We start from the raw sequence: 20,181 nt of genomic DNA on the forward strand, positions 1-20,181 counted from the left end.
GCCTCTAGCCTCGATCGCGGGCGCCGACAAGGGACCCGGCGCCCCCTCCGTGCATTTGCCGGCCGCGCGCCGCGCGGCTCATTTGGCCGGCGGGGTGCACAGGATGATGGGATCGGTCTTGCCGGCCTGCGGCGCATCGCGCACGTAGCAGATGCTCATCTCGCCGGTGTCGCGGTTGACCCGGAAGATGCCGGTCTCGCCGGCGAAGCGGGTGGGGACGAGATCGTAGCTGCCCGCCGCCTGCGCGCCGGCCCCGTCGCCCTGGGCGAAGCACCGGGTGATGCCGGCAAAGCTGCCCGCCGGACGCTCGAACTGGCACACCGACATCTCGCCGGTCGCGCGGTTCACGCCATAGACCCGGTTGGCCTCCGCCGAGGGCGGCGAGGCGAAGCTGTAGGCGCCGGGAGACTGCGCCGCCGCAGGGCTCGCCAGGGCCGCGCCCGAGAGCGCGGCGATAAGCCCGCGCGTCAGGGCGCGCCCGATCGGTCCGAAGCCCGCCCTCCCGTCGTGCACCATCCGCATCGGCAACCTCCTCGTCCATTAAGAAAAAACAGGCTTCCCCCGGCCGCGAGGGGCCGGGTTCCGAAGCTGCGCGCCGAGCCGTGGCCCGCACGCCGGCTGCGCTGCCCGGCCGCAGGACGCTGGCGCCAAAAAGCGGCAGGATTTAAGGCAGGGTGCTGCGGCGGCGCGCGACGACGGGATCGGCCCGTCCCGCCGGCGCGCCGCATCGTCCGGGATCGCGCGGCCGAGCGCCGCTTCGGTCCGCCCCCGAGGGAAGAACCGCCAAGGACCGCCATGCCCGAAATGCCCGTGATCGCCTTCGACCTCGACGGAACCCTGGTCGACACCGCGCCCGACCTCCTCGACGCGCTCGACGTGGTGCTCGCCGCCCACAAGATTCCGCCGGTGGATCGCGCCGCGGCGCGCAACATGATCGGCGGCGGTGCGCGCCTCTTGATCCGCCGGGCCCTGGCGAGCGAGGGCATCGCGCTGCCGGTGGAGGAGATCGAGGTGCTGAACGCCCAGTTCATCGCCTATTATGCCGACCATATCGCCGACGGCTCGCGGCCCTTCCCCGGCCTGGTCGGGGCGCTGGACCGCCTCGCCGACCGCGGCGCCCGGCTCGCGGTGTGCACCAACAAGTTGGAACGCCTCGCCCGGATGCTGCTCGACCGGCTGGAGCTGACGGACCGCTTCTGCGTCATCGCCGGCGCCGACACCTTCGCGAAATCGAAGCCCGACCCGCTGCCGCTGCTCTCCACCATCGCCGCCGCCGGCGGCGGGGCCCGGCGCGCCGTGATGGTGGGTGACAGCATCACCGACGTGACCACCGCGCGCGCGGCGGGCGTCCCCTCCATCGCGGTCTCGTTCGGCTATACCGAGACGCCGGCGCACGAACTCGGCGCCGACCGGCTCATCGGCCATTTCGACGAGCTGGAGGAGGCGGTCCTGGCCCTGCTGGCGCGCGCGGCCGCCTGAGACCAAGCGCGCGCCCCGCGCGGGAGCCCGAGCACGGCGCAAACGGCCCGGCGCGGCTGGCGGCGGCAGGCCCCGCGGGCAGGCGTGGGCCTGGGGAAACCGGCGGTGCGCCCCTTGACAGCCGGGGTGCTCCCGCCCTACATCGCCGGTCTCGCAATTGGAGCGGGCGATTAGCTCAGCGGGAGAGCACTCCCTTCACACGGGAGGGGTCGCAGGTTCAATCCCTGCATCGCCCACCATTCTCAGCGAAACAGTGCCGCCATCGAACGCCTGCACTGTTTTTTGGTACCGAAGCGGATACCTTTTCGCCTCTTCGCAGCGCAAAATCCAGCCTTCCGCTCTGCACCAGAGCATGCCAAAGTGCGCGCGCGGTCCATGGAGGTGGGGCGATGAAATCGACGTCAGGCGAGTATTATCAGGGACTCGACCACATTCGAGCCATGGCCGCCTTCATGGTGTTCTCGTGGCACTTCGTTCATATCGGCAACGCAAGTGTCCCCTACGAATATGTCCCGACCTTTCCTCTCGCCTCATTGTTTGAAGAAGGACACACTGGCGTCGCCCTTTTCATGACGCTTAGCGGATATCTTTTCGCTAAAATGCTCAACGGCAAGCAAATTATATACAAATACTTTTTTTTCAATCGAGCATTGCGGCTTCTTCCTCTTCTGGTGCTGGTCATCTTCATCGTCGGATTGAGAAAGTATTTTGAGGGCGAGAATATTGCCGCCTATGCCGCGTCCATCGCCAAGGGCGTGGTAATGCCTACCCTTCCGAACGGCGGGTGGTCCATCACGATTGAGGCTCATTTTTATCTGATTCTGCCGTTGCTTTTTCTGATAAGCGCCCAGAATCATAATAGATTACTCTTGATCATTCTCGCATTCGTCCTCCTACGGACTGCAATATTTTTGACTACCGGTACAGTTCAATACCTGTCATACTGGACGATTATTGGACGCATTGACCAGTTTATATTTGGAATGATTCTGTCTTACTGGAGTCCATTTTTAAAAGGGCGACACATCTCCGCACTTTTGGTCGCGATTATATTTTGTATTTATTATTGGATGTTTAATTTGGCCGGAGGATTTTATAAAATAGTCCAATATCCGTCTCCCTCCCCAATCTGGATTATTATGCCGACCATAGAAGGCTTTGGATACGCATTTTTAATTGCCTACTATGATGAGACGTTTCAGTTTAGCAACGCCCTCTGGGCAAGAGCCCTCGCTTTAATTGGAACTATATCTTATTCGATCTATTTGATTCATTTTTTCTTCTATGGACCCATGGTTAAGTTCATTCACGCACACATCATGTCTATCGACAATTACCCTACAGCCTTCCTTTGGTCGGTCGTTGGCTTTCTACTGACATGCCCCATCGCCTACGCGAGCTATCGCTTCGTCGAGACTCCCTTCCTTCGCTTCCGGCGCCCTTACACGATCAAATCCAATAGCATTCAGGAAAGATCGGAGAGCCTGAGCACGAAAACGGCATGACTGCAGCCTCCGGTTGACCGTTTGTGCCCAAGTCTTCCGCCGCACCCTCCCCGCCGGGGACGACTGGAAGCGCGGCATGATCGGGAGCGATTGTCAGGGCACTCGCGATCAGGGCGCTGGCTGGGTCGCCGGTGTGGAAGCCGGCGCCTCCGCCGGAGGCGCCGGGCCGATCAGTTGGCGTCTTCCTCGTCCCGCACGCTGTCCAGCACGCGGTTGGAGCACACGAGCGCGTTCTCCGGCTCCTGAAAGGCGGTCTGGGTCAGGAAGGAGCAGGCGGTGCCTTCGCCCGCCGCGATCCAGCTGGCGATGCGATGATCGACGGCGGCGACCGCCGCCGGGTCCTGCACCGCCTTGAAGGCGGCCTCGTCCGGCGCCTGGGCGCCGGTCCGGCGCGCGGTGCGCAGGCGGGAGACGGACGGCAGAAGCGAGATCGTGTTGCCAGTGTCGGCTGCGGTCACGAGCGGCGTGAGCGTGAGGGTGAACTGGTCGATCTCGCCCTTGCCGAGCCGCGTCGCCTCGGCATCGCCCTGGAGCGTCGCCCCCACAAAGGCAAGGCCGGCCGCGTCGCGCCCCACCTGGAGCCCGGACAGCTTGAACTTGCGCGCGCCGGGGCCGCGGGCGCCCGGCTCGGCGCCGGAGATCAGCCGCGGCAGCACCTGCTCCGCATAGGCCTTGAGCTTGGCCTCGCTCACCTCGGCGCCGTCCATGATGCGCTCGCGCGGCACCGAGACGAGAGCCATCTCGCCGCAGGAGGACGGCAGCGCCACCGCCGTCACCTGCGGCAATGCGCGCAGGGCGCGGGCGAGCTTCGCCTCGCCGCCGAGCGGCGCGCGCACGTCGACGGTGACCGGGGTGGCGTCGGCGGCCAGCACCGCCAGGCGCAGCCGCGGCCACACGTCCTTCAGCTTGGCGGTGGCCCGATTGGCGCGGTTGGGGCCGAGCACCACGTCGAGCGTGGCGAGTTCGGCCGGGGGCTCGGCCGTGCTCTTCAGCGCCTCGGTGCGCAGTTCGACCGCAAGGCCGCCGATGAGCTGCCCGCACCAGTTCGCGCCGAGATGCTGCAAGGCGAGGCCGCTTTCCGAAAAGCCGCCCACCGGCCGGAACAAAGCGACGGGGTCGAGATCGGCGACCGGCGCCGTCTCGCTCCAGACCTGCTGGATGTCCTGCTCGCCCTCGCGCAGATCGAGCGCATAGGCATTGGTGCCCGCGCCGATGACCAGCGTCATGCGCCCGTTGGCGAGCGTGCCGGAAAGCGGCAGGGGCGCGCGCGGGTCGCCGGCCGGCGGCGCCAAGGTGCCGCTCACCTTGCCGTCGTGCACGTCGATGGTGGCGATGGCCACCCGATAGGGCTCGAAGAAGGGCAGGCCGAGGGTCATGTAGCTCTCGGCCGCGCGGGCCGGGGCGGGCGCGAGCGCCGCGCCGCACAGGAGCGCGAGCGCAAGCGCCTGGAAACGGAACCGGATCTGCATGTGCATGCTCCCTGACGTGGTCGGCGCACTCGGAGGCTTACTCGGACGCTTCTTTTGGACGCTAAGCCGGCTCGCCCGCCGGCGGCGAGCGGAAGCTGCGATTCGCCGCTCCTGGTCGCTCATTGAGGCGATACGCCATCGGCGGATCAAGCTCCAGACACGTTCCAGGGGCTTGGCAGACGCCGCGACCTGAGGCAAGCCTCGGACCATGACGGATGCCGCCTTCCCTCCCCCAAGACCGCTGACCGTGGCCACACCCGACGGGCTTTCGATCGCCGCCAGCGTATGGGAGCCGGACGGCGCGGCGGCGGGTCCCGATGTGCTCTTCATCCACGGCTTCTCCCAGTGTGGCCTGTGCTGGTCGCAGCAGGTGGCGAGCCCGCTGCTGGCGCGCCGGCGCCGCGCCACCTACGATTTCCGCGGCCACGGCGCCTCCGACAAGCCGGAGGATGCGGCCTTCTACCAGGAGGCCGGGCGCTGGGCGGGCGAGCTCGCCGCGGTGATCGCCCAGGCCGGGCTGCGCCGGCCGGTTCTGGTGGGCTGGTCCTATGCCGGGCGCATCATCTGCGATTACCTCGCCGCCCACGGCGCGGCCGCGCTGTCCGGCATCGTGTTCGTGGACGGGGTGGTCTCCAACGAGAAGAGCTATTACGGCACCTCCAATCGCCTCATGCGGCAGATGTGCAGCACCGACCCCGCCACCAACGTCGCCGCCACCCGCGCGTTCCTGCGCAATTGCTTCGCGCGGGAGCCGGACCGCGCGGGGTTCGAGACCCTGCTCGGCCTCAACATGATGGTGCCGGCGAAGGTGCGCGCGGGAATGTTCGGGCGGCCGGCGGACTACGACGCCGTCCTGTCCGCCCTCGATCTGCCGGTCCTGGTGGTGCAGGGCGGGCGCGACATCGTGGTGGCGCCCGCCATGGCCGCCCACATCGCCGCGACCGTGCCGGGGGCGCAGCTGCTGATGTTCGACGAGGCGGGCCATGCCCCGTTCCTGGAGCTGCCGGAAACCTTCAACGACGCCCTCGCGCGCTTTCTCGCGGCGATCGGCGGCCCTTGAGCGGCTGCCGGTGCCGGGCGCCGGCGCGGCGGGTGGCCAGGCCGACCGTTGCCGGCGCACCGCAGGGCGCGCGAAAAGCGCATCACACTGGCGTGCGCCGCCGCCGAGTGAGGCACAAACCGGTTGCAGTCGTGTCGGATTTATGGCGACAACGTGCGGGGCCGTCCTTTGCGCCCGCGAGCCGAGACTGAGCCATGATGCATGTGAGAACCCTGGTCGTCGTCGCCTTGGCGGCGCTTCTGGCGGCTGCCGCACCGGCGCGCGCCGACGACCGCTACGAGATCTTCGACTTCTTCAAGATGTTCCACCCGCCGGCCGGCGGCATGTCGATGGGCGGCTCGGGCCCGATCCCGCGTCAGACGGTGTCCATCGACGGCAAGTATGCGCCCGGCACCATCGTCATCCGCACCTCCGAGCGCCGGCTCTATTACGTGACCGGCCCCGGCCAGGCGATCCGCTACGGCATCGGCGTGGGGCGCGACGGCTTCCGCTGGTACGGCGTGAAGTCGGTGAGCGCGAAGCGGGAATGGCCGGGCTGGACGCCGCCGCCGCAGATGCTGCGCCGCCGCCCTGACCTGCCGCGCTACATGCCCGGCGGCATCGAGAACCCGCTCGGCGCGCGCGCCATGTATCTCGGCTCGAGCCTCTACCGCATCCACGGCTCCAACGAGCCGGAGACCATCGGCCAGGCGGTCTCCTCGGGCTGCTTCCGCATGACCAACGACGACGTCGTGGACCTCTACAACCGGGTGCGCATCGGCGCGACGGTCTACGTTCAGCAGTGATCGCGCCGGCGCGGCGGCGTCTTGAGACGGAAAAGGCCCGGGTCGCGAGACCCGGGCCTTTTCGTTTCGCGCGTCAGGCGCGGCGCGGCTCCGGCCAGCCGGCCGGATCGCGCTCAGAGCGCGGCGATGTTCGACGCCTTGTTCTTCCCGCGGTTGTCGGCGACCACGTCGAAGGATACCTTCTGGCCGTCGCTCAGGGAATAAAGGCCGGAGCGCTCCACATCGGAGATGTGGACGAACACGTCGGGGCCGCCACCCTCCTGCTGGATGAAGCCGAAGCCCTTCTGGGCGTTGAAAAACTTGACAGTACCCGTGGCCATTGTGGCCTCCTTGCGTTCGGGCTCGTGATGCGAACCCGGTGCGGCGCCCACGCGCTCGCGCGCCGGCGGCTGCACCCGGTTCAGGACAAGTCCGAAGAAGGAAGGCTTATTTTGACGCGGCCCGAAGGATACGAAAAGAAGCAGGCCGAACCACGAACTGTCCATTGGGCTCGTCCCTTCGCGCACGATGAGAACATGCAAGCGAAGGGAACGAACACCCTTGCCGTCGCGGGATCGGAGTACATCCGTCCGTCTCCCGCACGCGCTCAAAAGCACGTTGTCCGGCTTGGGTGGTCCTGAGATAGGCTTCGATTGCGGCGTTTCAAGGGTAAGGCGTCACTTTCCCCCTTCCGACGCCTTCTTCACGAAGCGCGGATCGAAGGTCTTGGCGAGGTCGACTTTGGCCGCCTTCAGCTCCGGATCGAACTCCACCAGCATGTTGAGGGCGTTCTTCATGCCGCTCTCGGGGATCATGCCCGTCCTCGAATAGATCGGCAGGGAGTTTTTCACCGCGGCGACGTAGAGCGCTTTGTCGCCCAGCAGGTATTCCTCCGGCACCACCGCCGCCACGTCTTCGGGCGTGGCCGTCTTCAGCCAAGCGAGTGCTTTGTAGAAGGCATTGACCAGCTTCTGCGTGGTCACCGGATTCTGCGTCACGAAGTCGGTCTTCATGTAGAGCACGGCGGCCGGATTGGTGCCGCCGAAGATCTTGTCGTTGCCCTGCTCGGTGCGGCTGTCGGCCAGCACGATCACGTCGCCGTCGCTCTCCAGCTTGGTGATCACGGGATCGAGGTTCGACATGGCGTCGAGGCCGCCGCGCTTCATCTGCGCCACCGCCGAGGCGCCGCCGCCGACGCCCACGAACGCCACGTCCTCGGGCTTCAGGCCCTCCTTGGCGAGCAGGAAGTTGACGAAGAAATTGGTGGAGGAGCCCGGCGCGGTGACCCCGATCTTGGCCCCCTTCAGATCCTTCAGGCTCTTGATATTGCTGTCTTTCTTCGCCACCAGAACGATCCCGGGAAAGCGCCCGAGCTCGATCACCGAGACGATGTCCTGCCCCTTGGCCTGCATGCGGATGGTATGCTCATAGGCGCCGGTGACCACGTCCACCGACCCGCCGATCAAGGCCTGGAGCGACTTTGCGCCGCCGCCGAAATCGTTGATGGAGACGTCGAGGCCCTCGTCCTTGAAGAAGCCCTTGCGCTCGGCGATGGTCAGCGGCAGGTAATATAGCAGCGGCTTGCCGCCGACGCCGAGGGTGAGCTTGGGCTTTTCCGCCTGCTGGGCGACGGCCGGCACGGCCGTTGCGGCAATGCCGAGCGCCGCCACGAGGGCGAGCGCAGACTGCAGCACTTTCATCTTATTCCTCCCACTTCGCGTGCACTTCCCGTTGGTCTCATCCCTGCCCGGCGGCGGACTGCGGGCGCCATACCATGAGCCGGTTCTCGACCGCGCTCACCAGCGTGTCGATGAGGATGACGAAGATGGCGAGCACCAGCATGCCGGAGAACACCCCGGTCACGTCGAACACCCCCTCCGCCTGATGGATGCGGTAGCCCAGGCCCGCCGCCGAGCCTAGGTATTCTCCCACGACCGCGCCCACCAGCGCGAAGCCGACGGCGGTGTGGAGCGAGGAGAACATCCAGGACAGCGCCGAGGGCCAGAACACGTTGCGCATCAGCTGGCGCTCGTTCATGCCGAGCATGCGGGCATTGGCGAGCAAGGTCGGGCTCACCTCCTTCACGCCCTGATAGACGTTGAAGAAGACGATGAAGAACACCAGCGTCACCCCGAGCGCCACCTTGGACCAGATGCCGAGGCCGAGCCACAAGGCGAAGATCGGGGCGAGCACCACCCGCGGCAGCGCGTTCGCCATCTTCACATAGGGATCGAACACGGCGGCGAGCAGCGCCTTCCGGGCGAACCAGAAGCCGATCAGCACCCCGCCCGCGGCGCCGATGACGAAGGCGAGCATGGTCTCGAGCAAGGTGATGCCGAGGTGATACCAGATCACCCCGGTGTAGAAATCGTGGAAGGTGCGCTGGAACACCGCCACCGGCGTGGAAAAGAAGAACGGGTCGAGGGGATAGAACGGCTTCGGCGAGAGCGCCGGAAGGTCCAGCTTGAGGGTGGAGCCGAAATGCCAGATCGCGATCAGCACCACGGCGACCAGGATCTGCAGCGCCGCGAGCGCCAGGCGGTTGCGCGTCATCGTCGTCAGCCCGCGCTTTCCGATTGCCTGTAGCCCTTCACCACCTCGTCCTTCAGCGCGGTCCAGATCTCCCGGTGCAATTGGTGGAAGGCGGGTTCGAGGCGCACGTCCATGTCGCGCGGGCGGGCGATGGGCACGCGCCATTCGCCGATGATGCGCGCGGCCGGACCGGCGCCCATGATCACCACCCGGTCGGCGAGCGCGATCGCTTCCTCGAGATCGTGCGTCACGAACATCACCGCCTTGCGGTCGGCGCTCCACAGGTCGAGCAGCAGCGCGCCCATGATCTGGCGCGTCTGGGCATCGAGCGGCCCGAACGGCTCGTCCATGAGCAGGATCTTGGGATCGCGGATCAGCACCTGGGCGAGGCCCACGCGCTTTCTCTGGCCGCCCGAGAGCATGTGGGGATAGCGATCCGCGAATGCGGCGAGGCCGACCCGCGCGAGCCACTGCCGCGCCTGCGCCCGCGCCTCCTCATGCGGCGTGCCGACGATGTCGAGGCCGATGGCCACGTTGTCGAGCGCGGTCTCCCAGGGAAACAGCGCCTCGGCCTGGAACAGGTAGCCCGCCTGCCGGTTCAGCCCGGCGAGCGGCGCGCCGAAGATGGAGACCGCGCCGGCGGCGGGCGCGAGCAGTCCGGCGGTGGCGTTCAGCAAGGTGGACTTGCCGCAGCCGGTCGGCCCGACGATGGCGACGAACTCCCCGTCCGCCACGTCGAGATCGACCCCGTCCACCGCCACGAAAGGCGCATCCGCGCGCCCCGATCCGGGGAAGGCGATGCGCACGCCCGCAAGGCTGACGGCGCGCTTCGCCGTCTCGCGGCCTCCCTGCACCACGCTCAAGGGTCGCGACACCCGCGTCTCCTCCGCCCTTCCACGCGCCCGCTTTGGCCGGCGCCGCCGGTTGTTCCGGCTTGAAGCCTTTCGGCCATCGCGGCCGGGAGGCCAAGGTAGCCACGGGCGCAAAAGAGGCAAGGGGTGCGGAAGCTGCCGCGATGCGGCGCAGGCGCGATCGGCGCAAACGGATCCGGTCTGCGCGGCGAAGCGCCCGCAAAACTCGTGGACAGCGTGTTCTCTAGCGGACCTCCCGCTCCGGCAAAGCGAGCAGGATCAGAACGCCAAGCACCGCCGTGTACAAGCGGAAGGCCGCGGCCTGGCCGTTCCAGTCGCGCGACTGCCACATGGCGAAATACTCGCCCGCGACCACCATGAAGCCGAAGAACCAGACCATGAAGGCGAGCGCGCAGCCGAGATAAGCGAGGCCCTTGGCGCGCTCGAACGCGGCGGCGGGCGCGCCGAGACGGAGCGCCATGCGCACGCCTGCGGCGGCGAGCAGAAGGCCGGTCAGCCCCTCCGCCGCGATGATGGCGGCATAGGCGGCGCGCCAGACGCGTTCGTCGGTGATCGCCCGGCCCCTCAGCGCGTTGCCGGGAAAGGTCGTGTCCATGCTCAGCACGTGGCGCACGAACTGGTAATTGGAATCGTAGTCGACGATGTTGCCGTAGGCGACGACGAGGGCGAAGGCGGCCAGCGCGGCCACCAGCACCACCTTGGCGAAGCGAAGCTCCATCTTCCCCTCCCCTGGCACGGCGCGACGCCGGAATCCGGCGGCCCGCCCCTTCCCGCCGGCGGGGCAAGCACCAGCCGCCGCCCGCAGCCGCGGCCTGCCATCAGCGACGGCGGGCGCCCGCGGCCCAGAAATGGCATTAAGCAGCGTGGACTTGCCGAGGCAAGGGCCGGAAATCGGGCGCGGCCGCGGCCCGCGCGGTCAGGCGCGCCCGGGCAGCGGTGCGGTCTTCCGCCGGGCCAAGCGGGCGGACGTGGTGCCGGAGAAAACCAGCAGCGCCGCGGCACTCGCCACCAGCCACACCATCCGCCCCTCGTAGCGGCGGTTGGGGTTGGAGAGGGCGCCGCAGATGAAGGCATTGCCCAGCACGGCCGCAAGGACGGCCATCGCGAACAGGGCTTGGCGCGGCGCGCGCCGCACCGAAAGCGTGAACACAAGCAGGACCGCAAGGGAGCTGCCCATCACCGCCCGGGTCGGCCAGTTGAGGAGCGAGAAGTCGATGCCGCGCTGCTGCCGCGAATTCCGGAAGGCCTGTGCGCTGTCGGGATACCAGGCACCGATGTGCTGAAGATAATATGGCGAGCGCGGCTGAAGGCCATCACCGGGGTCGGGCATGAGCAATTGCGCGACGGTGAGGTCCAGCGCCTGCCGCGCCACGGCGCCGGGCATGGTTTCCAGCGCCCCGTCCACCAGCGCCTCCGCCTCGCCGCGGACCGCATTCCAGCCGCCGAGGGCATAAAGGGGCGAGGCGATGCGGTTCCAGAGGAATTCGTTGGCCGTGCGCGGCAGCGCATGGCGACAGGCGCAGAGCCGGAACGGCGGCCGCTCTCCATGGTCGGCGGCGTCGGCGCAATGATGGTCCAGATAGGCCTTGGCGACGCCGCCTTCCACCAACATGCCCAGCGTCTGCACGGCAAGGGCCATGAGCGCCCCGGCGGCGAGCGCGCCGGCGCGCTCCTTCTCGCGTGCGCCAGGCGGGGTCTCCGGCAACTCGGCGTGACGCGAAGACGGCATCTGGCTGCCAACCCGAGGAGGGTCTCAGCGGCGGCGGAAGTTCTGTTGGCGGCGCGCGCCGGGCGGCGGGGCGTTGCCCTCGGCCTTGTGGCGGAAGTTGATGCGTCCGCGATCCAGATCGTAGGGCGACATCTCGACCACCACGCGGTCGCCCTCGATGGTGCGGATGCGGTTCTTCTTCATCTTGCCGGCGGCATAGGCCAGGATCTGATGGTCGTTGTCGAGCCGCACGCGGAAGTTCCCGTCCGGGAGCACTTCCGTCACCGTTCCTTCGAACTCCAGCAATTCTTCCTTCGCCATATAGTCGTCTCCGAATGCGCCGTAGGGGGCGCGGAAGAGGCGGACTTCTCGCACAATTCCGGCCCGCGGCCTATAGCCAGTTTGGTCCGCGCGGGACAATCGCCCCGCTTGGCACCGGTTCTCGCGGCTGCAAGCCCGGGAGCCCGCGCCGATCGGCGCGCGGGGCGAGCGATCGGCAAACCCGTTGTCCCGCGTCACGCTGGAGCGCGACCGGCCGGCCAAGCCGCTGCGGCCTGGCCGGATCGCGCGCCAGGGCGTTTTCTAGCGCGCCGGCCGGCGGGCCGGCTTCGCCGCGCCGCTGGCGGGCTGGGCACGCGGCTGCGCGCGCTCGGGCACCGCCTTCATGAAGCCGATGGCACCGATCGGCTTGCTGACGCCGGCCGGGCCGCGCTCGGCGCGCGGGCCGCGGCCCTCGGACCGCTCGGGGCGGCCGGCGCCATGGGCGCGGGCCTCGTCCGAACGGGAATGGTCGGCCCGCGGGTGATCGCCGCGGGCACCGGGGTGGCGCGGCTTGTGCGCCTCCTTGCGGCCATCCTCGCGCCGCTCGCTTGCGCGGGCCTCGCCGGAGCGCGCCTCGATCGGGCGGCCCTCGCCGCTGCGGCCTTCCGCATGGCGGCGCGGCGGGCGCCCCTCGCGCACGGGCTGGCCCTCGCCGAAGCGCTGACCCCCCGGTCCGCCGCGGCGGCCGGCATTTTGCGGCCGCGCGGGCGGGCGGTCGTCCTGGCCGCTGTCGATGATCGCCTCGGGCGCGGCGGCGCCGCGCCGGTCGCTCGCCGGGATCTGCAGCTTGATGAGCCGCTCGATGGCCTTGAGGAAAGCGCGCTCCTCGTGGTCGCAGAACGAGATGGCGATGCCCTCGCGGCCGGCGCGCGCGGTGCGGCCGATGCGGTGCACGTAGCTCTCCGGCACGTTGGGCAGATCGTAGTTCACCACGTGGGACACGCCGGTGACGTCGATGCCGCGGGCGGCGATGTCGGTGGCGATCAGCACCCGGATCTCGCCGTCGCGGAACGCCTGGAGCACGCGGTCGCGCTGGTTCTGGGACTTGTTGCCGTGGATCGCCTCGCACGGATGGCCGGCCTTGGCGAGGATGCGCACCACCTTGTCCGCGCCGTGCTTGGTGCGGGTGAAGACGAGCGCGCGGTCGACCGGCTCCTGGGTGAGCACCTCGGCCAGCAGGGCGCCCTTGCGGGCCTTGTCCACGTGGATCACGCGCTGCTCGACGCGGTCGGCGGTCTTGGCGACCGGGGTCACCGCCACCGTCACCGGGTCATGCAGCATGGACCCGGCGAGATCGGCGATGGCGTGCGGCATGGTGGCGGAGAAGAACAGCGAGTGCCGCTTCTGCGGCAGGCGCCGGACGATGGCGCGGATCGCGTGGACGAAGCCCATGTCCAGCATCTGGTCGGCCTCGTCGAGGACGAGCACCTCCACCTGGTCGAGCCGCACCGCGCGGTTCTCGGCGAGGTCCATGAGGCGGCCGGGGGTGGCCACCAGCACGTCGACGCCGCGCGCCAAGGCGCGGATCTGCCGGCCCATGGGCACGCCGCCGATGGCGAGCTCGGCGCTGATGCCGGCATGGCGGCCGAAGCTCTGGAACGCCTCGACGATCTGGCCCGAGAGCTCGCGGGTGGGCGAGAGCACGAGCACGCGCACCGACTTCGGCTCGGGCCGGATGCGATGGCGGATGAGACGGTCGAGGATGGGAAGGGCGAAGGCGGCGGTCTTGCCGGTGCCGGTCTGGGCGATGCCGATCAGGTCGCGGCCGGCGAGGATCTTCGGGATCGCCTGGTCCTGGATGGGGGTCGGAGTCGTGAGACGCGCCTCTTCGAGGGCGCGGACGAGGGGCTCGGCGAGGCCGAGGGTCGAAAAAGAGGTCAAGCTCTGTCTTTCATGGGGCAGCGCGCGCCGGCGGCCCATGGGGCGCGGCGTAAGGCTGCGGGGTCTTCGACAACCCGCGTGGCCTGGGGTGTCCGTCAATCAGGGATGAGATCGGGCAAAGCCGCGTCTGCAAGCTTCTGAAAGCTCCGAGCGGTCTCCGCTACGCGGCCCGAGTGCGCCCCTTCGGGCCGAAGCGGCCGGAATTGAGCGAAGCGCGTGCACTTCATATGCCAAGGGTGATGTCGATTTCAAGGCGCATCTCGCAAGAACGTCGCCGCGGCGGCCGCCTGCGCGGTTTCGTCGCTCCTTCCCTAACGGCATATTTCGGCAGCGCGGCCGCGCACGCTCTTGCGCGCGCGGGGGCTTCGGCCGACATAAGGTGCGAGAGGTGACATGATCGATCCGGCCGCCATCGTCGACGCGACGACGACCTTCCTGAAGGACCATCCGAACCTCATGCCGTTGGTGATGTTCGCCCTCGCTTTCGGGGAATCGCTCGCGATCATCTCCTTCCTGGTGCCCGCCACGGTTCTCATGCTGGCCATCGGCGCGCTGCTGGAGGTGAGTGGCCTCAGCCTGTGGCCGGTCTGGCTGGCGGCGGTGGTCGGGGCCTCGCTCGGCGACGCGGTGTCCTACTGGCTGGGCTTCCACTACAAGGACCGCGCCCGACGCTTCTGGCCGCTCTCCCGGCGTCCGGACCTGATCCTGCGGGCAGAGGACTTCTTCACCCGCTTCGGCGTGTGGGGGGTGGCGATCGGCCGCTTCTTCGGCCCGCTGCGCGCGGTGGTGCCGCTGGTGGCCGGCATCCTCGCGATGCGCCAGGTGCCGTTCCAGGTGGCGAACGTGTCGAGCGCCATGGTGTGGGCCTTCGCCATGCTGGCGCCGGGCGCGGCCGCGACCAAGCTCCTGGGGTTCTGACGCCGCGCCGCCACGCGCCCCCTCCCCGCCGCGCAATCGGTGACGCCGGAGCCGTCCCGCGACCCCGCCGGGGGCGGGCGCGGCTATTGTCTTGCCATGCGATCCTATATATGAACGAACATATCACTTGGGAGCATTGCCATGACGACATTCGTGCACCTTAGCCGCGGAATGGCTCTGGGCCTCATTCTGGCCGCCACCGTCGCCGTATCCGCCCGGGCCGAGCAGCCCGCCGCGACCACCGCCGGCGCCACATCGACCGTCACCACCTTCGCCGCCGCCAGCCTCACCAACGCCTTCCAGGACATCGGCAAGGTCTACGAGGCCAAAGGCGGGCCGGCGGTGCGCTTCTCCTTCGCCGCCTCCTCGGCGCTCGCCAAGCAGATGGAGGCCGGCGCCCCGGCCGGCATCTTTGCCTCGGCCGACCTGAAATGGATGGACTACACCGACGGCAAGGGCCTGACCCTCAAAGACACCCGCGTGACCGTGCTCGGCAACACGCTGGTCCTGGTGGCGCCGGCCGACAGCGCCAAGCCGGTGACCATCGCCAAGGGCATGGACATCGGCGCGCTCCTCGGCCCCACCGGGCGCATCGCCACCGGCCTCACCGACAGCGTTCCGGTCGGCATCTACGCCAAGACCGCCTTCACCAGCCTCGGCGTGTGGGACAAGGTGGCCCCGCGCATCGTCGGCGCCGAGAGCGTGCGCGCCGCGCTGGCGCTGGTGGAGCGCGGCGAGGTGCCCTACGGCGTGGTCTATGCCACCGACGCCGCCATCGCCAAGAATGTGAAGGTGGTCGCGACCTTCCCGGCCGACAGCCACCCGCCGGTGGAATACCCCTTCGCGCTGGTGAAGGGGCAGGACACGCCGGCAACCCGAAACTTCTTCGCCTTCCTCGTCGGTCCGGAGGCGAAGGAGATCTATAAGAAGTACGGCTTCTCGGTCCGCTGACCTGAACCGGACGCCCGGCGAAGCCCCGCTCCGCCGGCGCCCATGCGGGCCGCGCCGGAGACGGCGCGCCGGGAGGCTTCTCACCGCGGCCGTGCCCGGCTTAAGATTTGCATCGTGCTGGCCGGGATGACGCAATGCTGACGCCGGAAGAATGGACCGCCGTGCGGTTGAGCCTGGAGGTCGCCTTCTGGGCGACGCTCTGGAGCATGCCGCCTGCCATCGCGGTGGGCTGGGCCCTCTCGCGCGCCCATTTCCCCGGCAAGGGCCTGTTCGACGGCATCGTGCACCTGCCGCTGGTCCTGCCCAAGGTGGTGGTGGGCTATCTGCTGCTCCTCACCCTCGGCACCCGCGGCTATCTCGGCCAGTATCTCTACCAGTGGTTCGGCGTCAGCCTCGTCTTCACCACCGCCGGGGCCACGGTCGCCGCCGCCGTGGTGAGCTTCCCGCTCACCGTCAACGCCATCCGCCTCGCCGTCGACGGCGTGGACAAGGGCGTCGAGACCGCCGCCCGCACGCTCGGCGCGTCCAGGCTCGACGCCTTCTTCACCGTGACGCTGCCTTTGATTCTGCCGGGCATCCTGTCCGGCGCGCTGATCGCGGTCGCCTCGGCGCTGGGCGAGTTCGGCGCCACCATCACCTTCGTCTCCAATGTGGAAGGCGAGACCCGGACCATCCCGCTCGCCATCTACAGCGCCACCCACATGCCCGACGGCGACGCCATGGCGCTGCGCCTCACCGCGGTCTCGGTGGTGCTGGCGCTCGGCGCGCTGATCCTCGCCGAGATGGCGGACCACCGCATCAAGTTCGCCCTGGGGCGCATATGATCGAGATCGACGTCTCGCTGTCGCGCGCCACCGGCTTCACGCTCGATGCGACCTTCACCGCCCCCGGCGCGGGCGTGACCGCCTTGTTCGGCCGTTCCGGCTCCGGCAAGACCACCATCATCCAGATCGTCGCCGGCTCGGTGAAGCCCGACCGCGGCCACGTGCGGGTCGACGGCGAGACCTTCGTCGACACCGCCAAGGGCGTGGACCTGCCGATCGAGAAGCGCAACGTCGGCTACGTGTTCCAGGACGCGCGTCTGTTCCCGCACATGAACGTGGAGAACAACCTGCGCTACGGCGAGCGCCGCACGAAGCGCGCGCGCACCATCTCGTTCGACGCGGTGGTGGGCATGCTCGGCATCGGTCACCTTCTGGCGCGGCGCCCCCACACCTTGTCCGGCGGCGAGAAGCAGCGCGTCGCCATCGGCCGGGCGCTGCTCGCCCAGCCGCGCCTGCTGCTCATGGACGAGCCGCTCGCCTCCCTCGACGAGATGCGCAAGGGCGAGATCCTGCCCTATCTGGAGCGCCTGCGGGACGAGCTGAAGCTGCCCATCCTCTATGTCAGCCACTCCATCGAGGAGGTGCTGCGCCTGTCCAGCGCGGTGGCGGCGGTGGCGGACGGCAAGGTGATCGCCTGCGGGCCGCTCGCCGACGTGCTCTCGCGGCCCGAGCTGCTGCCGGTGATCGGCCGCTTCGACGTGGGCACCATCTTCGAATGCATGGTGACGGCGCACGACACGGCCTTCGGCCTGTCCACCGTGTCGTTCGCCGACGGCGAGCTGCGCGTGCCGCTGGTGGGCAGCCCGGTCGGCGCGCCGGCGCGGGCGCGCATCCGCTCGCGCGACGTCTCGCTTGCGCTGTCGCGGCCCATGGATGTGTCGGTGACCAACCGCCTGTCGGGCACCATCGCGCGGATCACCCGGGCGGAAGGCCCGTTCGCGGACGTGGAGGTCGCGCTTGCCCACACCAAGCTCACCGCCCTGGTGACCCAGGAGAGCGTCCAGCGCCTGGCATTGGAGCCGGGCATGACGGTGTGGGCCATGATCAAGGCGGTGACGGTGGATTCGCGGCCCTCCGGATTCTCCTCGCCCGGCGCGGAGATCCTCAGCCCGCCCGCTTCCCCGACGCCGGAGGCGCCTCGACCTCATCGGCTTCTGCGTGTGGTCCCGGGCGGAAATCCGCCGCGAGGGACGCCGTGAGCTCGTCCACCGCCGCCCGGGTGGCCTTCGCCGCCTGCCGCTCGCTCGCCCGGTAGAGCGCGATCACGCGCGCGCCGAAGGCGGTCACCTCGGTGCCGGCGCCGCGCCGGCCGGGATAGGTGAGGATCACCTTCTCCTCGAACATGCGGTCGAGCTCGTCGATGAGCAGCCAGGCGCGCCGGTAGCTCATGCCGATGGCCTTGGCGGCGGAAAGGATCGAGCCGTGGACCAGGATCGCCTCCAGGAGCGCGATCTTGCCCGGCCCGAGCCTGCGCCCGTCGGGAAAGTCGATGCGCAGGAACAGGCGGGGCTCGGCGGGGCGGGGATCTACGGTCACGGCGGGCGCTCCTCGGTGGCAAAGCATAGCGCGCCGGGGCGCAAAAATCTCGCGCCCCCGCGCCCGCCCCCCGGCTCAGTCCATCGCCTCGGGCGCCACGCCGCCGCGCCGGGCCAAAAAGCGCCGGCACTGCTGCTCGCGGTCGTAGCCGAGCAGGGTGCCGAGCATGAAGTCCTCCTCCGGCGAGAGCGCCGTGAGGGGCTTATTGACCACCGAGCGGGTGGTCTCCACGAAGGCCGGGTTGCCGAAGAACAGATTGACCTTGTGGCCGTTCACGTCGTGCACGTAATGGGCGATGCATTCCCGGCACAGCCGGCCGACGATCTGCCGGCTCTCCGCCGCCGACATGGTCATCATGAACAGGCAGCGCACGCCGCGCCGGTATTCATAGAGGTTGTGGTTGAAGATCCGCGTGACGAGCGGATCGCCGGCACGATCCGGGGCGTCCGGACCCGGCCCTAGAGCAGCGACGCAAGCCATGCCGTGACCCGCTTTTCCGTCATGCCGGACTGGCCGTCCTGGTCGAGGGCGAGGCCGACGAACCGGCCGTCCCGCTCGGCGGTGGAGCCGGTATAGTCGTAGCCGGCGGTGTCGGTGAAGCCGATGACGGTGGCGCCCTTCTCGCGCACCTCGTCAAAAAGGATGCCCATGGCGTCGACGAAGCTGTCGGGATAGGTCGCCTGGTCGCCGGTGCCGAACAGCGCCACCTTCTTGCCGGCGAGGTTGGCCTCGCGCAGCTTGTCGATGTTCTCCTCCCAGTCGGTTTGGAGCGTGCCGTCGCCATAGGTGGGCGAGCCGAGGATGAGCAGGTCGCAATTCTCGAAGTCGGCCTTGCTGGCGGTCTTGATGTCGATGCTCCTGCCCTGGGCCTTCTTGGAGATCTTGGCAGCGACGCCCTTGGTGGCGCCGCCGTCGGAGCCGAAAATCACGTTCACAATCATCGCTTTGTCTCGTTATGGACGACTTATGAAGACAAGGGCGGCAAAAACCGGGGAGCGCCGCCACCACCGAATGCGATGAAAAATAAGTCACGCTCAAAGTTGTCTCAACTGAGGGGTGTCACGAATTGCCCGACACCGGCCGTTCTGCTATAAAGCCAAGAAGATTTTGAATTGCTCCATGTTTAATCTGGAGCACCGCGTCTTTATTCGTTCTGAAGTGCAGGCTCCGGACGTCTGTCCCGCGGTCCCTTGCCCGTAGGATCGCGCGACGCCGGGAGCTCGTCCGCCCTGGCGCGGCCTCAGGGGCGATCGAGTGGCCATTCCCGGACGCCGCGGGGCGATCTATGCTCACAGCCCTTTCGTTGCTCCGGGTCTCCGATGCCACAGCACATCCCCTCCCCGGCGCGGCCTCCGTGGCCGACCGCCTGGCTCTGCGCCGGCCTGCTGCTCCTTGCCCCTGCCGCCATGGCCGACCCGATCCGGACGCTCACACCCGGCGTGCTGAAGGTGTGCCTGTTCCCCACCTTTCCGCCCTTCGCCAGCAAGGATGCGGACGGGCGCTGGAGCGGCTGGGACGTGGCCTACCTCACCGCCTTCGCGGCGAAGCTCGGCCTCGCCTTCACCCCCGTGGAGGTCGACAGCTATGTGGGCTTCTGGAACCAGCCGGGCCTCGACCGCTGCGACATCGCCGCCTCCGGCGTCGCCAACCTCGCCTACCGGCGCGCGGAAACCGGCGACAAGGGCATCTGGTCCAAGCCCTACACCAGGGTCGTCCGGGCCTTCGGCGTGCGGGCGGGCGCGGGCACGGTGGCCTCGATCGAGGACCTTGCCGGGCGCACGGTGATGGTGGTGGAGGGCTCCACCGCCGAGATCGACCTGCGCAACCGCGCCGCCCGCGCCGGCGTGAAACTGACGGTCGTCGCCACCTCCAACGATGCGGACAATGCCCGCCGGGTGCATGAGGGCGCGGGGCCGGACGCGCCCTTCGCCTTCGGCTCGGGGCTCGCCAGCGTGGCCTATTTCAACGCCAAGCTTGGCGGCATGGATGTGGCGTGGCCCCATTGCCTGATGCTCGCCGACGGGACGCTGGACCCGGAACTGTTCTCCTTCATCGTGCGCGCCGCGAGCACCGGCCTTGCCGGCGCGCTCGACCGCGCCATCGCCGATCCGGCCAACCCCTATCCGGGCGGCGCGGGGCCCACCTGCGACCAATTGCGGTGAGCCGCGGCCGATGACGCCTGATCGAGGCGAAGCCGAGCTGAGGAGACGTCTGCACGCAGCCCTCCGGCCGGCGGGCGCGACAGATCAGGCTTGAGCCTCGTCCTTTGACGCGCCTTCCTGAGGCGGAATCCGAACCCGCTTTGCTGAGAACGCTCGATCCGAGACATCCCGTCATTCGGGCCCCCACCGCCACCGACGT

22 protein-coding genes and 1 tRNA gene are annotated in these 20,181 nt (G+C 68.6%); 10 read left to right on the forward strand and 13 right to left on the reverse strand.

The annotated features are described in order from the left end of the window. Positions 1 to 78: 78 nt before the first annotated feature. A complete protein-coding gene (locus ABLE88_RS05940; protein WP_348830519.1) occupies positions 79 to 522 on the reverse strand; it encodes a hypothetical protein in 444 nt (147 codons plus the stop codon). A gap of 273 nt (positions 523 to 795) precedes the next feature. Between ABLE88_RS05940 and gph the strand changes: the two genes are divergently transcribed. The 3 genes from gph to ABLE88_RS05955 all read left to right on the forward strand — a co-directional run bounded on the left by gph (position 796) and on the right by ABLE88_RS05955 (position 2,984). Further along, entirely contained in the window at positions 796 to 1,479 is a 684-nt protein-coding gene (gph, locus tag ABLE88_RS05945) for a phosphoglycolate phosphatase (protein ID WP_348830520.1), read from the forward strand. Between the two features lie 164 nt (positions 1,480 to 1,643). Further along, positions 1,644 to 1,718, forward strand: a tRNA-Val gene (locus tag ABLE88_RS05950). A gap of 150 nt (positions 1,719 to 1,868) precedes the next feature. Continuing rightward, positions 1,869 to 2,984, forward strand: a complete 1,116-nt coding sequence (locus ABLE88_RS05955; protein ID WP_348830521.1) for an acyltransferase family protein — start codon at positions 1,869 to 1,871, stop codon at positions 2,982 to 2,984. A 170-nt stretch (positions 2,985 to 3,154) separates the two neighbouring features. Here ABLE88_RS05955 and ABLE88_RS05960 read toward each other — a convergent pair whose 3' ends face one another. Continuing rightward, positions 3,155 to 4,453: a hypothetical protein gene (locus tag ABLE88_RS05960; RefSeq protein ID WP_348830522.1), complete on the reverse strand. Its 1,299-nt coding sequence runs from the start codon at positions 4,451 to 4,453 to the stop codon at positions 3,155 to 3,157. Between the two features lie 247 nt (positions 4,454 to 4,700). Here ABLE88_RS05960 and ABLE88_RS05965 point away from each other — a divergent pair, with 247 nt between their 5' ends. Further along, positions 4,701 to 5,513, forward strand: coding sequence for an alpha/beta fold hydrolase (locus ABLE88_RS05965; protein WP_348830523.1), 813 nt, complete (start codon positions 4,701 to 4,703; stop codon positions 5,511 to 5,513). A gap of 194 nt (positions 5,514 to 5,707) precedes the next feature. Further along, complete coding sequence (locus tag ABLE88_RS05970; protein ID WP_348830524.1) at positions 5,708 to 6,298, forward strand: L,D-transpeptidase; 591 nt, start codon at positions 5,708 to 5,710, stop codon at positions 6,296 to 6,298. Positions 6,299 to 6,411: 113 nt separating this feature from the next. On the opposite strand, the gene ABLE88_RS05975 is transcribed toward ABLE88_RS05970, so the two are convergent. The 8 genes from ABLE88_RS05975 to ABLE88_RS06010 all read right to left on the reverse strand — a co-directional run bounded on the left by ABLE88_RS05975 (position 6,412) and on the right by ABLE88_RS06010 (position 13,630). After that, positions 6,412 to 6,618: a cold-shock protein gene (locus ABLE88_RS05975; RefSeq protein ID WP_348831097.1), complete on the reverse strand. Its 207-nt coding sequence runs from the start codon at positions 6,616 to 6,618 to the stop codon at positions 6,412 to 6,414. A 336-nt stretch (positions 6,619 to 6,954) separates the two neighbouring features. Then, positions 6,955 to 7,977: an ABC transporter substrate-binding protein gene (locus tag ABLE88_RS05980; protein ID WP_348830525.1), complete on the reverse strand. Its 1,023-nt coding sequence runs from the start codon at positions 7,975 to 7,977 to the stop codon at positions 6,955 to 6,957. A gap of 37 nt (positions 7,978 to 8,014) precedes the next feature. Continuing rightward, entirely contained in the window at positions 8,015 to 8,830 is an 816-nt protein-coding gene (locus ABLE88_RS05985; RefSeq protein WP_348830526.1) for an ABC transporter permease, read from the reverse strand. Between the two features lie 5 nt (positions 8,831 to 8,835). Next, positions 8,836 to 9,684 carry an ABC transporter ATP-binding protein gene (locus ABLE88_RS05990; protein ID WP_348830527.1) on the reverse strand — a complete coding sequence of 283 codons (849 nt, stop codon included), beginning with the start codon at positions 9,682 to 9,684 and terminating at the stop codon, positions 8,836 to 8,838. Positions 9,685 to 9,904: 220 nt separating this feature from the next. Next, a complete protein-coding gene (locus tag ABLE88_RS05995; protein ID WP_348830528.1) occupies positions 9,905 to 10,399 on the reverse strand; it encodes a DUF2165 family protein in 495 nt (164 codons plus the stop codon). 198 nt (positions 10,400 to 10,597) lie between these two features. Beyond that, entirely contained in the window at positions 10,598 to 11,410 is an 813-nt protein-coding gene (locus ABLE88_RS06000; RefSeq protein ID WP_348830529.1) for a hypothetical protein, read from the reverse strand. A 24-nt stretch (positions 11,411 to 11,434) separates the two neighbouring features. Then, positions 11,435 to 11,710 carry a translation initiation factor IF-1 gene (gene infA / locus ABLE88_RS06005; RefSeq protein ID WP_012115181.1) on the reverse strand — a complete coding sequence of 92 codons (276 nt, stop codon included), beginning with the start codon at positions 11,708 to 11,710 and terminating at the stop codon, positions 11,435 to 11,437. A 261-nt stretch (positions 11,711 to 11,971) separates the two neighbouring features. Then, entirely contained in the window at positions 11,972 to 13,630 is a 1,659-nt protein-coding gene (locus tag ABLE88_RS06010; RefSeq protein ID WP_510182855.1) for a DEAD/DEAH box helicase, read from the reverse strand. Positions 13,631 to 13,984: 354 nt separating this feature from the next. On the opposite strand from ABLE88_RS06010, the gene ABLE88_RS06015 reads away from it, so the two are divergent. The 4 genes from ABLE88_RS06015 to modC all read left to right on the forward strand — a co-directional run bounded on the left by ABLE88_RS06015 (position 13,985) and on the right by modC (position 17,483). Continuing rightward, positions 13,985 to 14,509 carry a DedA family protein gene (locus ABLE88_RS06015; protein ID WP_348830531.1) on the forward strand — a complete coding sequence of 175 codons (525 nt, stop codon included), beginning with the start codon at positions 13,985 to 13,987 and terminating at the stop codon, positions 14,507 to 14,509. A gap of 141 nt (positions 14,510 to 14,650) precedes the next feature. Next, positions 14,651 to 15,460 carry a molybdate ABC transporter substrate-binding protein gene (gene modA, locus ABLE88_RS06020; protein WP_348830532.1) on the forward strand — a complete coding sequence of 270 codons (810 nt, stop codon included), beginning with the start codon at positions 14,651 to 14,653 and terminating at the stop codon, positions 15,458 to 15,460. A gap of 134 nt (positions 15,461 to 15,594) precedes the next feature. Then, positions 15,595 to 16,284, forward strand: coding sequence for a molybdate ABC transporter permease subunit (modB, locus tag ABLE88_RS06025; RefSeq protein WP_348830533.1), 690 nt, complete (start codon positions 15,595 to 15,597; stop codon positions 16,282 to 16,284). After that, a complete protein-coding gene (gene modC, locus ABLE88_RS06030) occupies positions 16,284 to 17,483 on the forward strand; it encodes a molybdenum ABC transporter ATP-binding protein (RefSeq protein ID WP_510182873.1) in 1,200 nt (399 codons plus the stop codon). Before modB ends, modC begins: the two co-directional genes overlap by 1 nt. On the opposite strand, the gene ABLE88_RS06035 is transcribed toward modC, so the two are convergent. From ABLE88_RS06035 to fldA, 3 genes are all read right to left on the reverse strand, one after another. Beyond that, the gene (locus ABLE88_RS06035; RefSeq protein WP_348830535.1) at positions 17,389 to 17,820 is read right to left on the reverse strand and encodes a winged helix-turn-helix domain-containing protein; all 432 of its coding nucleotides are present in this window, start codon (positions 17,818 to 17,820) and stop codon (positions 17,389 to 17,391) included. The two genes, modC and ABLE88_RS06035, sit on opposite strands and share 95 nt — an antisense overlap. Positions 17,821 to 17,895: 75 nt before the next feature. Further along, positions 17,896 to 18,300, reverse strand: a complete 405-nt coding sequence (locus tag ABLE88_RS06040) for a DUF2023 family protein (RefSeq protein ID WP_348830536.1) — start codon at positions 18,298 to 18,300, stop codon at positions 17,896 to 17,898. After that, on the reverse strand, positions 18,279 to 18,761 hold the full coding sequence (gene fldA / locus ABLE88_RS06045) for a flavodoxin FldA (protein WP_348830537.1): 483 nt from the start codon (positions 18,759 to 18,761) through the stop codon (positions 18,279 to 18,281). The genes ABLE88_RS06040 and fldA overlap by 22 nt, the downstream gene beginning before the upstream one ends. Before the next feature lie 378 nt (positions 18,762 to 19,139). Between fldA and ABLE88_RS06050 the strand changes: the two genes are divergently transcribed. Continuing rightward, positions 19,140 to 19,982 carry a substrate-binding periplasmic protein gene (locus ABLE88_RS06050; protein WP_348830538.1) on the forward strand — a complete coding sequence of 281 codons (843 nt, stop codon included), beginning with the start codon at positions 19,140 to 19,142 and terminating at the stop codon, positions 19,980 to 19,982. Positions 19,983 to 20,181: the final 199 nt, after the last annotated feature.

This window comes from Xanthobacter luteus, assembly GCF_040049235.1.
Classification (GTDB): Bacteria; Pseudomonadota; Alphaproteobacteria; order Rhizobiales; family Xanthobacteraceae; genus Xanthobacter.

What these genes read in the sequence shown, in the direction of transcription:
- ABLE88_RS05940 (WP_348830519.1), bottom strand. Translation starts at nt 522, where the DNA reads ATGCGGATGGTGCACGACGGGAGGGCGGGCTTCGGACCGATCGGGCGC.
- gph (WP_348830520.1), top strand. Translation starts at nt 796, where the DNA reads ATGCCCGAAATGCCCGTGATCGCCTTCGACCTCGACGGAACCCTGGTC.
- ABLE88_RS05955 (WP_348830521.1), top strand. Translation starts at nt 1,869, where the DNA reads ATGAAATCGACGTCAGGCGAGTATTATCAGGGACTCGACCACATTCGA.
- ABLE88_RS05960 (WP_348830522.1), bottom strand. Translation starts at nt 4,453, where the DNA reads ATGCAGATCCGGTTCCGTTTCCAGGCGCTTGCGCTCGCGCTCCTGTGC.
- ABLE88_RS05970 (WP_348830524.1), top strand. Translation starts at nt 5,708, where the DNA reads ATGATGCATGTGAGAACCCTGGTCGTCGTCGCCTTGGCGGCGCTTCTG.
- ABLE88_RS05975 (WP_348831097.1), bottom strand. Translation starts at nt 6,618, where the DNA reads ATGGCCACGGGTACTGTCAAGTTTTTCAACGCCCAGAAGGGCTTCGGC.
- ABLE88_RS05980 (WP_348830525.1), bottom strand. Translation starts at nt 7,977, where the DNA reads ATGAAAGTGCTGCAGTCTGCGCTCGCCCTCGTGGCGGCGCTCGGCATT.
- ABLE88_RS05985 (WP_348830526.1), bottom strand. Translation starts at nt 8,830, where the DNA reads ATGACGCGCAACCGCCTGGCGCTCGCGGCGCTGCAGATCCTGGTCGCC.
- ABLE88_RS05995 (WP_348830528.1), bottom strand. Translation starts at nt 10,399, where the DNA reads ATGGAGCTTCGCTTCGCCAAGGTGGTGCTGGTGGCCGCGCTGGCCGCC.
- ABLE88_RS06000 (WP_348830529.1), bottom strand. Translation starts at nt 11,410, where the DNA reads ATGCCGTCTTCGCGTCACGCCGAGTTGCCGGAGACCCCGCCTGGCGCA.
- infA (WP_012115181.1), bottom strand. Translation starts at nt 11,710, where the DNA reads ATGGCGAAGGAAGAATTGCTGGAGTTCGAAGGAACGGTGACGGAAGTG.
- ABLE88_RS06010 (WP_510182855.1), bottom strand. Translation starts at nt 13,630, where the DNA reads ATGGGCCGCCGGCGCGCGCTGCCCCATGAAAGACAGAGCTTGACCTCT.
- ABLE88_RS06015 (WP_348830531.1), top strand. Translation starts at nt 13,985, where the DNA reads ATGATCGATCCGGCCGCCATCGTCGACGCGACGACGACCTTCCTGAAG.
- modA (WP_348830532.1), top strand. Translation starts at nt 14,651, where the DNA reads ATGACGACATTCGTGCACCTTAGCCGCGGAATGGCTCTGGGCCTCATT.
- modB (WP_348830533.1), top strand. Translation starts at nt 15,595, where the DNA reads ATGCTGACGCCGGAAGAATGGACCGCCGTGCGGTTGAGCCTGGAGGTC.
- ABLE88_RS06040 (WP_348830536.1), bottom strand. Translation starts at nt 18,300, where the DNA reads ATGGCTTGCGTCGCTGCTCTAGGGCCGGGTCCGGACGCCCCGGATCGT.
- fldA (WP_348830537.1), bottom strand. Translation starts at nt 18,761, where the DNA reads ATGATTGTGAACGTGATTTTCGGCTCCGACGGCGGCGCCACCAAGGGC.
- ABLE88_RS06050 (WP_348830538.1), top strand. Translation starts at nt 19,140, where the DNA reads ATGCCACAGCACATCCCCTCCCCGGCGCGGCCTCCGTGGCCGACCGCC.